Genomic DNA, 14702 nt, shown 5'->3' on the forward strand with positions numbered 1-14702 from the left:
GTTCCCCGGTGGTTCTTGGTATGGTATAATTTCAAGCGATTTGCCAGACAGATCACGATAGTTGTAGTTCCCCGGTGGTTCTTGGTATGGTATAATATAGTGTATACTATAGTCAACAAAGCAAAGGTTGTAGTTCCCCGGTGGTTCTTGGTATGGTATAATATAAGCTGTCAGAGAACCGTTACACGCTGGAGTTGTAGTTCCCCGGTGGTTCTTGGTATGGTATAATAGACCACTGCAAAAAGCCCTTAAAGCTTGGCTTTAAGGGCTTTTTGGTATGAGAAAAAATAATGTAACTAGCATTAAATGAGCAGTAAAATTAGTTTTTTAGAAAATTGAAATCTGCTCGCAGACAAATGGTGTATCATCTTCGTGATAGTTGCCAACCAATATTTCAATAGTTTCATATTGCTTTTCTGTTATGACTAATAAACGGACAGAGCCGTTTTCCGGTAAAGCTGTATTTAATCTGCTGCGATGTTTTTGTACTGCATCCATGCCGTTGCAGACACGAGCATAAACCGAATATTGTACCATATGGTAGCCGTCCTTTAGCAAAAAATTACGAAACGCTGTAGCAATGCGTCTTTCTCTTTTAGTTTTTACAGGGATATCAAAAAATACCAGCATTCTCATAAATTTATTCATATGTGTGCTGCCTCAAGGCTACTAAGGTAGGAAGCAGCAGTTCCTTTGATGTTTTTTGGCAACAGCGGCTGAAGCTTTGAATCATTTTTTCAGCTGCATATGCCACAGAATGATTTTGCTGTGCTATTTTGATATCCATGTTCAAAAGATTATAGAGCTTTTGCTTAAGCTGTGGTGTTACTGCTTCAAAGGCTTGTGCTTCTTTTGCTACAAACAGGTCAACTACCGGACGGAATGGTTCTATGAAATCATCTGCCAAATTATATGCGTTTAATTCGCTTTTGTGATGAATGCCTTTCATGGGCAAAAAGCCATAGCTGGCAATCAATCGCGCAATATGTCCGCGTATAATAGCATATCCGTAATTTAAGGCCGCGTTACGCAGGTCATCGTCATTGCTTCTGATAAAGTCTGGGCCAAATAGAGCTTTGAAATAAACAGCGGCAGCAACGGCTTCTGTGTTATTGCTATCTCCGCTAGTTACCTTTTTGGCCAATGAACGAAGCTGCTGTGCGGCATTGTTCTGCTTATTGAATTCCAGACAAATGGCCTGATTGTTTATTTTGTACTTCACAATCTGTTGCCAGAGCTGTTTTTGTAGAGGCAGAGATAGGCTTTCCTGCAATTTAACAACACCGTATTGTCTGGCATTTTGCGCAAAAGGCATCATAATAGCGCAAGGAGTATGCTTTTCGTCGCAAACAAAAATTGTTACGCCGTCTTGCACTAATTTGGCTAAGGTGGCAATGGTTATCGTGCTCTGATGATTTTCGACGAGTACGGAATTAATATCCTCAATAGGAACGCTGTGAGTAGTATCTGTTTTGATCAGAAGCTGCTCGTTTTTTATTTTTAATTGCGCATTGCTGGCAATCATCAGATTACGATAAGCCATTTTTTATCACCTCTTAACGAAAGGGCTTGCGTACTTCTTTTTTTACTTTGGTATAGTTACCGAGGACATCAGCTTGATATTTTTCAAGAGAAGGTAATGTTTTTACTCCAAGACTAGATACAACATAGGTGTTTTCGTGATTTATTATAGTAATAGCACCAGTATTAATGTTGCATCCCTTAAAATATACAATTTCTGATTTGGTGCTATAAAAATCATTTAATGTGCTTTCTTTATTTACTTTGGCAAACTTAACGCTGTTTTTGTGTTCAAATTTTATTAAATCGTTAGGATACAGCGAGAAAATAAAGTTGCTGTCATCCATTACAGGCCAATCAGCATAAGGCTTGTAAGCTACAATAGCTTTGTTTGGCAGCTCTTTTTTCAGCGTATCTGCTATGTAAATAGGAACAAGGTAATAACCGTTACCCTTGACATGGAACACATCTACACGTACCATACTGTCGTTATCGGCAACAGCAGTATTCTGTTGGACAGCAACATTTAAGGTTGACTTTTCGTATACCTTGACCTTTTTTACCAAAGGACCCGGTGTGCCGTCAGCTTTTGGCTTGTAAAACGGTTCGGCAAAGGCCTTTGCCGGCTTGTTATCATAGGAGCGTAAGCGTTCCTTTAAAGCATTGTACAGAATGGTGTCGCTTTCAGGTGCGTAATAGTTTGCTATTTCCCCTTCTTTATCAAGCTTCAGATTTTGCAGGCTTGTTTTGCAGATTACAATACCATTATCTAGGCAGCGTGCGCTTTTGATGGTTGCCTTGTGCGCAGCACCGGTAACCTTATGACGTGGCATGCGTGATACGAAAATCGGCTTAATGGTACTTAAATCGATTCCATGATAGAAAATCAAATTAAGCTTGCGTAAAGCATCAGCTGGATTATCAGATAAACGCGCCATTAGTTCGGGGCGAAAATCTTCCCATGGGTAGGGGAAACGTTTTAAAATTTCGCCGGTTAAAGAATTAACCAAAAAGCTTTCTGTGTCTGTGTGCGTGTACTCCAATTCATGGTATCTGGAAAAAGAAGAAAGATCTTTAATCATCTTGTCGGTAGTGCAGGCAATTACAACCGCATCTACAGCATGGTGTTTATCACCGTTGGCTCTGATTTTATTTATGCCCCATCTTTTTCGCAGATAAGCGGTAATAGTACCGTTGACGGCTGTAACTCGTTTTTTCTTGCCTGTATCTGAAGGAGCGAACAGCAGATAATCATTAATGTAATTATAAAGAAAACGAGAGATAGTTTTGGTATCTTGCAGATTACGTTCTTTAAATTTATTAATATCCTCTTCCGTAATTTCACGTTTCAACAGCTTCTGACGTTTTTTATAATCTTTTATATTGCTTTGCACCCAAATCATAAAATTCTCAGCTGCTTTTGCGCCAAATTTACTTTGGAGATAAGCAATAGGAAGTCTGTTGCCTTTGTCACGGTTTTCATCAGAAAAAACGAGAACCTTATTTTTAAAACTGTCATCAAAGCTTATGCTGTAGGGAACGATGTGGTCAATATCTACATAACCGGGCTCAAAAAGACGGTTTATACTTATTGCTTTCTGGCTATAGGGGCTTCTGCCATCCTGTTCTTCCCAAAGCTTTAGCTTAATTAAATCCATACCGGTTGGATTTGCTTTATGGAATTCTGTGCGAATACGTTCCATAATACGCTCGTTTTTAGCTTGGTTTTCTTTATTTGCTTTGTCAATTTGAGTACGTTCATCAAATCCTTTTGCCATTTCGCGTGCTAATTCGATATTAATATAAAGCGGAGAACCTTTTTGCTCTCTGATAATAGCATTAATGACCTTAATGCTTTGAGCAATAGCTCGTCTTGCTACAGGACTGGTTATATCGTCCATCTCTTCCTTGTATGCAGGTAAAAGCTCTGTTTTTTGTGTGTTGGCATGAGCTTTAAAATCATAACCGGCAGCAGTACATGCTTCGTTGTAAATTTTACCTTCTTCAAGATAAGGATTTATTTTGCGTAAGGCTTTGAGAGAAAGATGGGCAAATTTTGATAAGCCGTTAATGCCAAGTAATGCATCAATAATTTTTTTTTCTAAGCCTAGTGCAGAAAGTTCTTCTGTACGTTTGTTGTCGCTTTTATATGTAGAAAGTATCTGACCTATATTGTCTAGTTGTTCTGTTGTAAGTTTCTGCATATCTTCTGCCAAGACTTTTTTGATTTGATGATAGGCTTGGAGAAAATTAAATTTTGTTTTCTTTTCTATTACGCTTACATCATCATTGTATGTTATGGTATTGAACAATACCTTTTCATCTAAGCCTAAAGCTTTGCGGATATGAGAATATCTTAAATCTGCCTTGTCGTGCGCTAATGCTATTATTTTTTTGCGCTGTTCGTTATCAAGAGCAATGGATTTTCCCTCAAGTAATAGGCGTAAATGATTAACTTTTTGCAGCAAGTTGAAGCGTTCAAAAGAATAGCTTGCTTTGGCTGCTCTATATTCATTCGGTTCAAAGGTACATTTGCCGATCATATTGGCTATCTGGTTGCCTGCATAGGGACTTGGTTCGCCGGGACCTTCATCAAATTGCCTTTGGCTTAAGAGAATAGATAAATATTTGTCTATAAAATCTTGAGTACAGATATTGTTGCCTAGAGCAAATTGCTTTTCAAGAATAGTTCTGGCTTCGGCAGCAATCATATCTCTATGCACTGTAGTAAGGTAGGTGCCGCCTTTATTGCGTTTGTATTTTGAGAACAAATCATCTTTATAAAACATTTCGCCTACAGTACGATAATGGTTTTCCTGCATGCGTTTTGCGTTTGCGGAAACTGCTTCCAAAAGCTGGCCTGCTTCCTTGTCGTTGGCATCAGATTTTCTGTTGGATTTAAAACCACGTCTTTGTGCGAGATGTAATAAAATTCGTGTAAGCTCTGCATTAGTTACAGAATAATCAAGGGCCTTTACACGTAATTCGTATACATCAGAAAGATTACCATCATATAAATGCAAAAGCTCATCTTTTGTTATAAACTCGGTGTTAATCAAAAGATTTTTTATACGCTCCAAACGATGATGATGTCTGCGCAGGCGTCTGCGGACGCTGCGGGCTTCACGACGTGGCAAGGCTAAGGAGGCACCGTCCTTGGGATTTTCTGCTACATCAAAGATACGCGAACCAAGGCGGATAATTCCCCACGGGTTTTCTTCGTGATCTAATGCTAAAACGGCATAGCCGACAGATGCAATTCCGATATCAAGGCCTATTGCATATTTCATTCTCAACATCCTTTCTTATTTGGGCGTGTAAAAAGATAACGCCCTGCCGGATGGCAGGGCGTTAGAGCTTTTCGGTGTGTTACCTTATCATAGTAACCCGATAATCCTTGGTATGGTATAAGGATTGATTTAAGTATAACACGTCTGCCTCAAATTGTAAATCTCAAAATAAAATATATTTTTATAATTCTAGATGAAGCTATATAAATCCTGCTATACTTATGAAAAATAATACAATATTTTAAGCAAAAATAAAAAACAAAAAGTTAAGATATTTCATAAAGAAAATCGCCTGCCGGAACAAGAATATACTATAAGGCATAAAATACAGCAGGTAATTCGTAACTTTGGTATTTTCAGAAATTTTTACTTCGCTGTCGCCAGCATCAGCTTAATACGGTTTTCCTGATTGACGCGGGCAGCGCTGGCATCGTAGTCCAGTGCCAAAATATTGGCTTCTTCGGCAATCTCCTTGATTTTGTTAATCATGCCGCGGCCGGCGATGTGATTAGGCAGGCAGCCGAAGGGCTGAGCACAGATAATATTGGTGTAGCCGCTATGCACCAGCTCCAGCATTTCGGCAGTCAGTAGCCAGCCTTCGCCCATATTGTTGCCGTAGCCGATAACACCCTTGGCCATAGCCTTAGTTTCCTCATAGGTGGCGGGGGGGCTGAAGGGAGCGATACTGAGAGCCTGATGCAGAATGCCTTCCATATATTTCAAATACCACATAGCGCTTTTGTTGACACTGTATTTGATAAAGCTGCCGCCGTAAAGCTTGTAATCCGTAAGATAAGTATCAACACAGTACATGATGAAATTCATCAGACCGGGCAGCATATATTCGCAGTTCTGACGTTGCAGGAAAGCTTCCAGATTGTTGTTGCCCAATGCGGCATATTTGATGTAGATTTCACCGACAATACCGACCTTGATTTTTTCCTTGTTGGTGATAGGCAAATCCGCAAATTCGTGCGCAATAGCCTTAGTAAGCTGCTTGATAGTGCCCAAGGCCTGCGCCTTGCCGCTCTTGAAGGCTTCACTCAAGCGTGCCAGCCATTTTTGCGCCAGTCTGTCGGCAGCGCCGTGTACAACCTCATAGGGACGTGTTTTATTCGTCAGGTACATCAGGGTATCGCCGTAAACAACGGCAGCCAAAAACTTATGCACCATGGATGCATCCAGATGGAAGCCTGGCTGCTGCTCCAAACCATTGACATTGAGGCTGATAACAGGAATATGGGTAAGTCCTGCTTTTTCCAAAGCCTTGCGCAGCAGATAGATATAGTTGGAGGCACGGCAGCCGCCACCTGTTTGGGTGATAATCAGCGCAGTGTGCTCCAAGTCGTATTTACCGCTTTCCAGAGCGTTTATCAGCTGGCCGATAACTAGCAGTGCCGGATAGCAGATATCATTATTGACGTATTTCAGACCGGTTTCGATTACTTCGCGTCCTGTGTTGTGCAGAACCTCGGCTTTGTAGCCGCAGCTTACGAGTGCTGCCTGCAGCAGTGAAAAATGCATAGGCAGCATGCCGGGTATAAGTATAGTATGCGTTTTTTTCATATCCTCCGTGAAGGGGGTAAACTTAACGTTAGCTGCTGGTAGCATATGCAAATCTCCTTTAATTATTATCTATATCGAAAAGCTGGGCTGCGGAGAACAGACTGCGGATGCGGATTTTGGCAGCACCAAGGTTGTCGATATCGTCTATTTTTATTTGTGTATAGATGCGTCCGCGTTCTTCGAGGAGGCGGCGGCATTCATCGGCCGTAATCGCATCGCAGCCGCAGCCGAAGCTTACAAGCTGAATCAGATGCATATCAGGATTTTGGGCAACATATTCGGCTGCCGCATACAGGCGGCCGTGATAGGTCCATTGGTTGAGCACCTGCAAATCGCGGTTGAGTTCCTTGGTCTTAATATGACTGCTTACGGCATCCTCACTGACGAGGGCAGCGCCCATGTTGGTAATCAGGCGGTCGATACTGTGGTTGACCTTGGGGTCGATGTGATAGGGACGGCCTGCCAGTACAACGATAGGCTTATGCTCTTCGCGTGCCTTGGTGATGATTTCCTGTCCTTTAGCCTTTACTTGTGCTTCATAGTCATAAAAGGCAGTGAAGGCACCATCAACAGCCTTGCGGATTTCCTCCTTGGTGATATCCGGGTAGGCCTTGGAAAACATTTCCTGCAGTTTTTTGACCAGCTTCTTTTTATGGAGCAGGCCAAGATAATCATAGAAGAAATGTATCTCAGGCTTATTCAAATCACGGATATTGGCGTGCAGCACTTCGGGATAATAGGCTACAACAGGGCAATTATAGCAGTTTTCCGTGCCCTGTTCATCTATATTGTAGGTCATGCAGGGATAGAAGATATTGGTGATTCCCTGCTGCAGGAGCCATTTGATATGGCCGTGCATCAGCTTGGCCGGATAGCAGACGGTGTCGCTGGGGATGGTTCCCTGACCAAGACGGTAAATAGTTTTGTCTTCAATCGGACTGTGTACAACCTTGAAGCCCAGGCTGGAGAGTAAGGCATTCCAGAAAGGGAGCAGCTCATACATATTCAGGCCCATAGGTATACCCATAATGCCGCGTTTAGGCGTTTCATTAACCGGCAATTCCTTGAGCAGCTGCAGCTTCTGACGGTACAGGTTCAGCTCATCCTTGGGGGCCATGTGGGTGATGGGGCGCTCGCAGCGGTTGCCGCTGATAAAGCGTTTGCCGCCGGCAAAGGTGTTGACGGTGAGGTGGCAATGGTTATTGCACAGGCCGCAGGTCATGCCCTTGACGGTGTGAACGAATTCACCCAGCTGCTGCAGGTTGAGCAGCGTTGTCTGATGCGGTGCGTCCTTGTAGCGGCGCTGTGCGTATAGGGCGGCGCCGTAGGCTCCCATAAGGCCTGCAATGTTGGGGCGGATAACGTTCAAATCCATTTCCTGCTCAAAGGCGCGCAGTACGCAGTCATTGAGGAAGGTGCCTCCCTGAACGACGATGTGTTTGCCGATGGCCTCCTTGCTGGCCGGGCGGATAACCTTATACAAAGCGTTTTTGACAATACTGATGGACAGGCCGGCGCTGATGTTGGCAACAGAGGCACCGTCCTTCTGTGCCTGCTTAACGCTGCTGTTCATAAACACGGTGCAGCGGCTGCCTAAATCTACAGGCATATCTGCTTTAAGGCCGATTTGTGCGAACTGCTCGGCTGTATAGCCCAAAATTTCGGCAAAGGTCTGCAAAAAGCTGCCGCAGCCGCTGGAGCAGGCTTCGTTCAAAAAGATGTTGTCGATAGCGCCGTTGTGGATTTTCAGGCACTTCATATCCTGACCGCCGATATCAAGAATGAAATCTACCTCCGGCTCCAGATATTGGGCAGCATAAAAGTGCGCCATGGTTTCTACGATACCATAGTCAACACCAAAGCCGTGGCGAATCAGCTCCTCGCCGTAGCCGGTGACTGCACCTGCCAGCAGGCGGCAGTTGGGATATTTTGTATAGAAATCAGTAAGATAATTGCGGACGGCAACAACAGGATTACCCTTATTGCTTTGATAGAAGGAATCAAGCAATTTGCCGTCAGGACTCATAACAGCGATTTTAATAGTCGTACTGCCGGAATCGATACCGATAAAGGCTTCCCCAGCCTCCGCAGGGGTACCTATAGCGACACTTTCTTTAGAGTGACGCATCTTGAAAACGGTATATTCACCTTCGTTTTTAAAAAGCGGCGGCAGATGCTCAAAGCTGTGCTGTGCTGCTGTCTGCAGTTTTTCTGGCAGCGTGGTAAGATCCACATCATGCTCGGCGCAGAAGGCTGCACCCATTGCTACATAAAGCAGGCTGTTTTCCGGGCAGACGCCTTTGATATTCAGAACACTGTCAAAGGCATCACGCAGACAGCTCATAAAGGTGAGCGGTCCGCCAAGATACAGCACATTACCGCTGATGGGACGGCCTTTGGCAAGACCGGTGATGGCCTGGCTTGCTACAGCATGGAAGATGCTGGCTGCCAGATCGCTTTTTTCCGCACCCTGGTTGAGCAGCGGCTGGATATCGCTCTTGGCGAAAACGCCGCAGCGGCTGGCGATGGTGTAGGTGTTATGTGCCTGCTGTGCCAGCTCGTTCATTTGGGGTGTTTCTACATTCAGCAGGGAAGCCATCTGGTCGATAAAAGCACCGGTGCCTCCGGCGCAGCTGTCGTTCATACGTGCGTCAAAATGGCGGCCTAAGAAGAGGATTTTGGCATCCTCGCCACCTAATTCGATAACGGCGTCGGTTCTGGGATTGAGCTTTTCAGCGCAGATTTTTTCCGCAAAAACCTCCTGCACGAATTGCAGTCCGCAGCTGTCTGCTACACCGATACCGCCGCTGCCGCTGATGGCCAGACGTGCGCTATGCAGTGTAGGGAATTTAGTCATCAATTCTTTATGTAGGGCCAGAATTTTCTCTGCAATCTGGCTGTAATGTCTTTCGTATTTATGGAATAGCAGATTGCCTGCATCGTCCAGTACGGCGATTTTAATTGTTGTACTGCCAATATCCAATCCTATCTGCATAGTAACCTCCTGCGAATATGACGTTCAGAGCCATGTCTGAAGCATGTTCACATTCTTTTTTTATAATCTGAATCTAAGCTGATAAATACTCATCTTATATTGTAATACTTTACCTGTAATTAGTAAAAGGTGTCATCAATAATTAAAGTAAAAAAAGTGCGAAACGCTGCAGCGTTTCGTCGTTTTGCAGCGGAGAAATGTTGTGCTCAATATATATAATATAGTTTACAAACTTATATATTATAAAAATCTCTGCTGCAATAGGTATAATAAAAAACCGTAAAGCCGATTATGGCTCTACGCGTAACCAAAAAGGACTGCGCTAAGACTGTAGCAGTCGGAAACGCAGTCCTTGCTTACTTAAATTATAGCAAAGATTTTGTGAAAAAGCTGTGATTTTATAAGTACAGCAAAATAGGTATGTAAGAATAAGACTATGGTGATTATATGGTCGTTTTAGGTAAGCAGGGTTTGCAGTATTTCGAGTAAATTTACTCAAGTACGATTTACTAAAGTATACTTGAGTAAATTCATAAGCGCATATGAGAAAGTGCGGATTAATTATGTACGTACTCTGTTAGCTTAGCAATGCTTTTACGCAAAAGAAAAGCATACAGACTATGTTGAGCGGTAGTCTGTATGCTTGCTGTTGCTTTATAAGTTTTAGAATGTTCCCTGCACCAGCTGGGCAATGTTTTTGGAATGATCGGATACACGCTTCATATTAATCAGCAGCTCCATCATAACGAAGCCTGCAGTAGGATTGCAGATATGTTCGTTAAGGCGCGTGATGTGATTCTTGCGGATTTCCTTCTGATATTGCTTAACCTCACGGCACAGACGCACAGCATCCTCCGCAATAACCTTATCATTTTTCTCCAGTGCTTCCAATGAACGTCCGGAGGCACGCAGTACCATTTCGCTGAGCTGCAGCAGCTCGGCCTTAGCCTCGTCAGAGAAAACCACGTCATCCTCAACAAGCTTGCGTGCGCGTTTAGCCAATGTTTCACCATGGTCACCGATACGTTCGATATCCGTGCAGGCGTGCAAAAGACCGGTGTGGCGTGTCGTCAGGCTTTCGCTCATTTCAGAGGAGCTCATCTGCGTCAGATAGTCGGTAATATCTCGCTCCAACGCATCGACAACAGGCTCGTGCTCCAGAACATATTTTACCTTGTCGGCATCAAAGCTTTGAATAGCCTCCATGCCCAGGCGCACGTCCTTGCGTGCCAGCTCGCCCATACGCACAACCTCTTTGACAGCAAGGCTGATAGCGATAGAGGGAGTGTTCAGCATGTTTTTGTCAAGATAAACAGGGCGCATGGAAATGATTTCTGCCTTGCCCGGCACAATCTTTTCTACCAGCTTGATGAAAGGGTTGGCAAAGGGCATAAAGAGCAGCGTGTTCAAAATGTTGAACGCCGAGTGCGCATTCGCAATCTGACGCGCAATGTCGCCGTCAGGCGATACGAGCAGCACGAATTTAATGAAGAACGGCATCAAGATTACGAAAATTATACTGCCGATAACGTTGAACATTACGTGAGCTGCAGCTACACGCTTAGCCGTAAGGTTAGCACGAAGCGAAGCGAGTACGGCAGTAATACAGGTACCGATATTGTCGCCGAGCAGTACAGGAATCGCACCCTCCAACGGAATAAGTCCCTGACCGGCCATAGCGATAAGAATACCGATGGTAGCACTGCTGGACTGAATCAGTACAGTCATAATCATACCGATGCCGATGCCCAGCAACGGATTGCTGGAGAAAACCTCGATGAAATGCACAAAGCCGGAATAGTTACGCAGAGGCATAACAGCTTTGCCCATCATATCCATGCCCAGCATCAGAATACCGAAGCCCAGCATAACCTGGCCAAGATATTTTGTGCGGCTTTTTCTCGCCAGCAGCTGCATCAAAAAGCCGATGAAGATTAAAATCGTGATATAGTCGGAAAGCTTGAAGGCGATGAGCTGTGCCGTCATAGTAGTACCGATGTTGGCACCCATGATAATGCCGAAGCCCTGCTTCAGCGTGAGCAGACCTGCATTTACCAGGCCTACGGTCATAACGGTGGTAGCACCGCTGGCCTGCAGCACAGCAGTAACAACTGCGCCCAACAGAATGCCCATAGCGAGCACGCCTGTCATGGCCTCCAAAATCTTTTGCAGCTTAGCGCCGGCAGCCTTTTGCAGACCGTCACCCATCAGCTGCATACCATACATAAACAAGGCGATACCGCCTAAAAATGCCAAGAAATAAGCAAGCATAAAAAATAAGTCCCCTTTTTTAATTTGTATGCATCCATGATTGCTGTAAAACAGCGTATACCTATACCTATTATACTAGAAATTTTATGATGTTAAAAGTGCGTAAGGAACTTTACATAAATTTTACATTAATCAAAATGCTTCCGAAACAAAAAAATACACCGCACATTTCGCACGGTGCGGTGTATTTTAAGGAGAGGTGTATGATGAAAAGATATGTTTAGGAGAGTTGCTTTATAAGAGTCATGGCTTCATCTACCGAAAGCGTGCTGCCGACAGCAACTAACTTTTCGTCGATGACTAAAGCGGGGAAGGCCATCACTCCATAGGCCACTACCTTTTGGAATTCGGAAACTTTTTCAAACTCAGCCTTAACCTTGAGCTTCTTTAAAGCAATAGCGGTATTCTGCAGCAGCAGCTCTGCCTGCTTAGTCATGGGGCCAAGAATTTTAACGTGCATTGAAATCACCTTTCTTTGCTTGCCTTGTTCAATAGGTTCCTTTCATCCTCGAGTATTATTGTAACAAACATATATGACAAAGGTAGGTGTAATCTGTGAATTAATTTAGAAACCTTTATCTGATTACTTTAAAATTACTTTTAAGAAGGATTTCAGACGTTCGTTTTTAGGGTTAATAAAAATTTCTTCCGGACTGCCCTGCTCCTGCACATGACCGTCAGCCATGAAAACAACCTTGGTGGCAACCTCACGGGCAAAGCCCATTTCGTGAGTTACGACTACCATGGTCATTTTTTCGTCTGCCAGCTCGCGCATAGCACGCAAAACCTCACCGGTCAGCTCCGGATCCAGAGAAGAGGTAGGCTCGTCAAAAAGCATAATAGCAGGCTTCATGGCTAAAGCACGGGCGATAGCTACACGCTGCTGTTGGCCGCCGCTGAGCTTACGCGGATAAACATCGCGCTTGTCGGAAAGACCAACCTTTGCCAGCAGAACCTCTGCTTCCTTGATTACTTCGGCTTTATCGCGCTTTTGTACGTTGACGGGTGCTTCAATCAGGTTTTCCAGAACAGTCATGTGCGGAAAAAGGTTGAACTGCTGGAATACCATGCCCATTTTGCAGGCAATGCGGCGGACATCATTGTTCTTGACGTATTCCGTGCCACCGGAGGTTTCACGGCACAGCTCTTCACCGTCGATGGTGATGCTGCCTTTATCGATTGTTTCCAGCTTGTTGAGGCAGCGCAGCAGGGTGCTTTTGCCGCCGCCGGAAGGACCGATTACGGCAACAACTTCGCCTTCGTTTACTTCCAGGTCGATGCCTTTGAGTACTTCCAGATTGTTGAATTTTTTCCAGATATTGGTTGCTTTGATTTTTGTTGTCATAGCTGTTACTCCTCCTATTGGTCATATCTGGAGAAGCGTTTTTCCAGACGTTCAAAAACAAGGGTTAAAATCAGAGTTGCCAGCAGGTAGAAGACTGCAGCAACGATGAAGGGGGTAATAGAAAAGTCACGCTGTACCAAATTGCGTGCGGTACGCATCAGATCGTTCATCGCCAGCACGTATACCAGAGATGTATCCTTTACCAGGGTAATGGTTTCGTTGCTGATAGGCGGCAGGATGATGCGGATAACCTGCGGCAGGATAATGCGGCGCATGGTCTGCACGTAGTTCATACCCAGAGTGTGCGCTGCTTCATATTGGCCTGCAGGAATTGCCTGAATGCCGGCGCGAAAGATTTCGCAGAAGTAGGCAGCGTAGTTTAATACAAAGGCTACGATAGCAGATTCAAAGTCCGGCAGGCGGATGCCGACGGACGGCAGTACGAAGTAAACGAAGAAAATCTGCAGCATAAGCGGGGAGCCGCGCAGAATCCAAACATAGCCGCCGATGAGGGCCTGCAGGGGTTTAATGCCGGAAACACGGCCGAGGCTGAGCAAAATGCCCAACGGAATGCTCAGTACGATGGTGATAATAAAAACTTGAAATGATACCAGGCAGCCATCCATCATCTGAGGGATGATATTTAAAACGTAATCCATAAATTATTTCTCTCCATATAATTATAATATGGGCTGCCGCTAAATGCGACAGCCCTCAAGTGATAACAAATTAATATTTTGTGATATCTGCGCCCATCCATTTTTCGGAAATCTTTTTGCAGGTACCGTCTTTTTTCATTTCATCCATAGCTTTGTCGATGCGGTCTTTGAAGTCTTTGTCGTCCTTACGGAAGGCAATTGCTACAACCTCATCACCCATGTTCTGCTCAAGAATTCTGTAGGCACCGGGTTTCTTTTTGTCATAATAGCCGCGAGCAAGAACTGCGTCTACGATAGCAGCATCAACACGTTTGTTGTCTATTTCCATGTAAATAGCTGCGAAGTCGGGATATTTGCGAACTTCCTTCATGGAAGCTGCCAGCTCTTTGTGTGCAGGCTGTTCGAGCAGGTAGGAGCCTGTGCTGTCATCCTGTACCGCTACGATTTTACCCTTTAAATCTTCGAGGGTTTTAATCGGAGAATCCTTAGGAACAACAACCAGCTGGGAGTTGTTGATGTAAGGCTTGGACATGCCATATACCTTTTCACGCTCCGGGTTAACGGTGAAGCAGTTCCAGATAGCGTCAATGCGTTTGGATTTGAGCTCTGCTTCTTTTGCACCCCAATCGATAGGCTTGAATTCTACTTCCATGCCGGCACGCTTGCAGGCTTCGCGTGCAAGGTCGATATCCATGCCGACGATTTCGTTCTTTTCATTGCGGTAACCCATAGGAGCGAAGTTATCGTCCAGGCCGATTACCATTTTTTTCGGGCCGTCGCTGCCGCAGCCGGCAACCATCATGAGCATCATCATCAGACCCATTACTAAAGCTACTAATTTTTTCATTTTCCACACCTCATTTGTTAATTAGCATTTAACTATGTACCCATTATACTTTAGTACGCTAAATTTGTAAAGTGCTAAACGCAAATTTTTTTTAGAAATTGCGGTAAGCTAAGAAATAAGCTCCCACAGAAGTCTGCGGGAGCTTTTGTACTATGCTTCGGTAAATCAGAATGCCGGAGTAATGGAGCCTTTGAAGTGATCCTCGATG

The 14702-nt window shown here is 44.4% G+C and carries 10 protein-coding genes; all 10 read right to left on the reverse strand.

Annotation, left to right across the window (positions count from 1 at the left end; translation table 11 throughout):
* Nucleotides 1-327: 327 nt before the first annotated feature.
* The 10 genes from cas2 to HMPREF9443_RS09485 all read right to left on the reverse strand — a co-directional run bounded on the left by cas2 (nucleotide 328) and on the right by HMPREF9443_RS09485 (nucleotide 14494).
* Nucleotides 328-648 (reverse strand): CRISPR-associated endonuclease Cas2, encoded by a 321-nt coding sequence (gene cas2, locus HMPREF9443_RS09440; RefSeq protein WP_009146379.1) that lies wholly within the window; start codon nucleotides 646-648, stop codon nucleotides 328-330.
* The gene (cas1, locus tag HMPREF9443_RS09445; protein WP_009146380.1) at nucleotides 641-1543 is read right to left on the reverse strand and encodes a type II CRISPR-associated endonuclease Cas1; all 903 of its coding nucleotides are present in this window, start codon (nucleotides 1541-1543) and stop codon (nucleotides 641-643) included. Before cas1 ends, cas2 begins: the two co-directional genes overlap by 8 nt.
* Nucleotides 1544-1556: 13 nt before the next feature.
* Entirely contained in the window at nucleotides 1557-4811 is a 3255-nt protein-coding gene (gene cas9 / locus HMPREF9443_RS09450) for a type II CRISPR RNA-guided endonuclease Cas9 (protein ID WP_040565469.1), read from the reverse strand.
* A gap of 366 nt (nucleotides 4812-5177) precedes the next feature.
* Nucleotides 5178-6422, reverse strand: coding sequence for a 2-hydroxyacyl-CoA dehydratase (locus HMPREF9443_RS09455; RefSeq protein ID WP_009146382.1), 1245 nt, complete (start codon nucleotides 6420-6422; stop codon nucleotides 5178-5180).
* 13 nt (nucleotides 6423-6435) lie between these two features.
* Nucleotides 6436-9372 (reverse strand): acyl-CoA dehydratase activase-related protein, encoded by a 2937-nt coding sequence (locus HMPREF9443_RS09460; RefSeq protein WP_009146383.1) that lies wholly within the window; start codon nucleotides 9370-9372, stop codon nucleotides 6436-6438.
* A gap of 663 nt (nucleotides 9373-10035) precedes the next feature.
* Nucleotides 10036-11643, reverse strand: coding sequence for a Na/Pi cotransporter family protein (locus tag HMPREF9443_RS09465; RefSeq protein WP_009146384.1), 1608 nt, complete (start codon nucleotides 11641-11643; stop codon nucleotides 10036-10038).
* A gap of 220 nt (nucleotides 11644-11863) precedes the next feature.
* Nucleotides 11864-12103, reverse strand: coding sequence for a thioredoxin family protein (locus HMPREF9443_RS09470; protein WP_009146386.1), 240 nt, complete (start codon nucleotides 12101-12103; stop codon nucleotides 11864-11866).
* A 123-nt stretch (nucleotides 12104-12226) separates the two neighbouring features.
* Complete coding sequence (locus HMPREF9443_RS09475) at nucleotides 12227-12988, reverse strand: amino acid ABC transporter ATP-binding protein (RefSeq protein ID WP_009146387.1); 762 nt, start codon at nucleotides 12986-12988, stop codon at nucleotides 12227-12229.
* A 14-nt stretch (nucleotides 12989-13002) separates the two neighbouring features.
* A complete protein-coding gene (locus tag HMPREF9443_RS09480; protein ID WP_009146388.1) occupies nucleotides 13003-13647 on the reverse strand; it encodes an amino acid ABC transporter permease in 645 nt (214 codons plus the stop codon).
* A gap of 70 nt (nucleotides 13648-13717) precedes the next feature.
* The gene (locus HMPREF9443_RS09485; RefSeq protein ID WP_009146389.1) at nucleotides 13718-14494 is read right to left on the reverse strand and encodes an amino acid ABC transporter substrate-binding protein; all 777 of its coding nucleotides are present in this window, start codon (nucleotides 14492-14494) and stop codon (nucleotides 13718-13720) included.
* Nucleotides 14495-14702: the final 208 nt, after the last annotated feature.

This window comes from Phascolarctobacterium succinatutens YIT 12067, from assembly GCF_000188175.1.
Lineage (GTDB): Bacteria > Bacillota > Negativicutes > Acidaminococcales > Acidaminococcaceae > Phascolarctobacterium_A > Phascolarctobacterium_A succinatutens.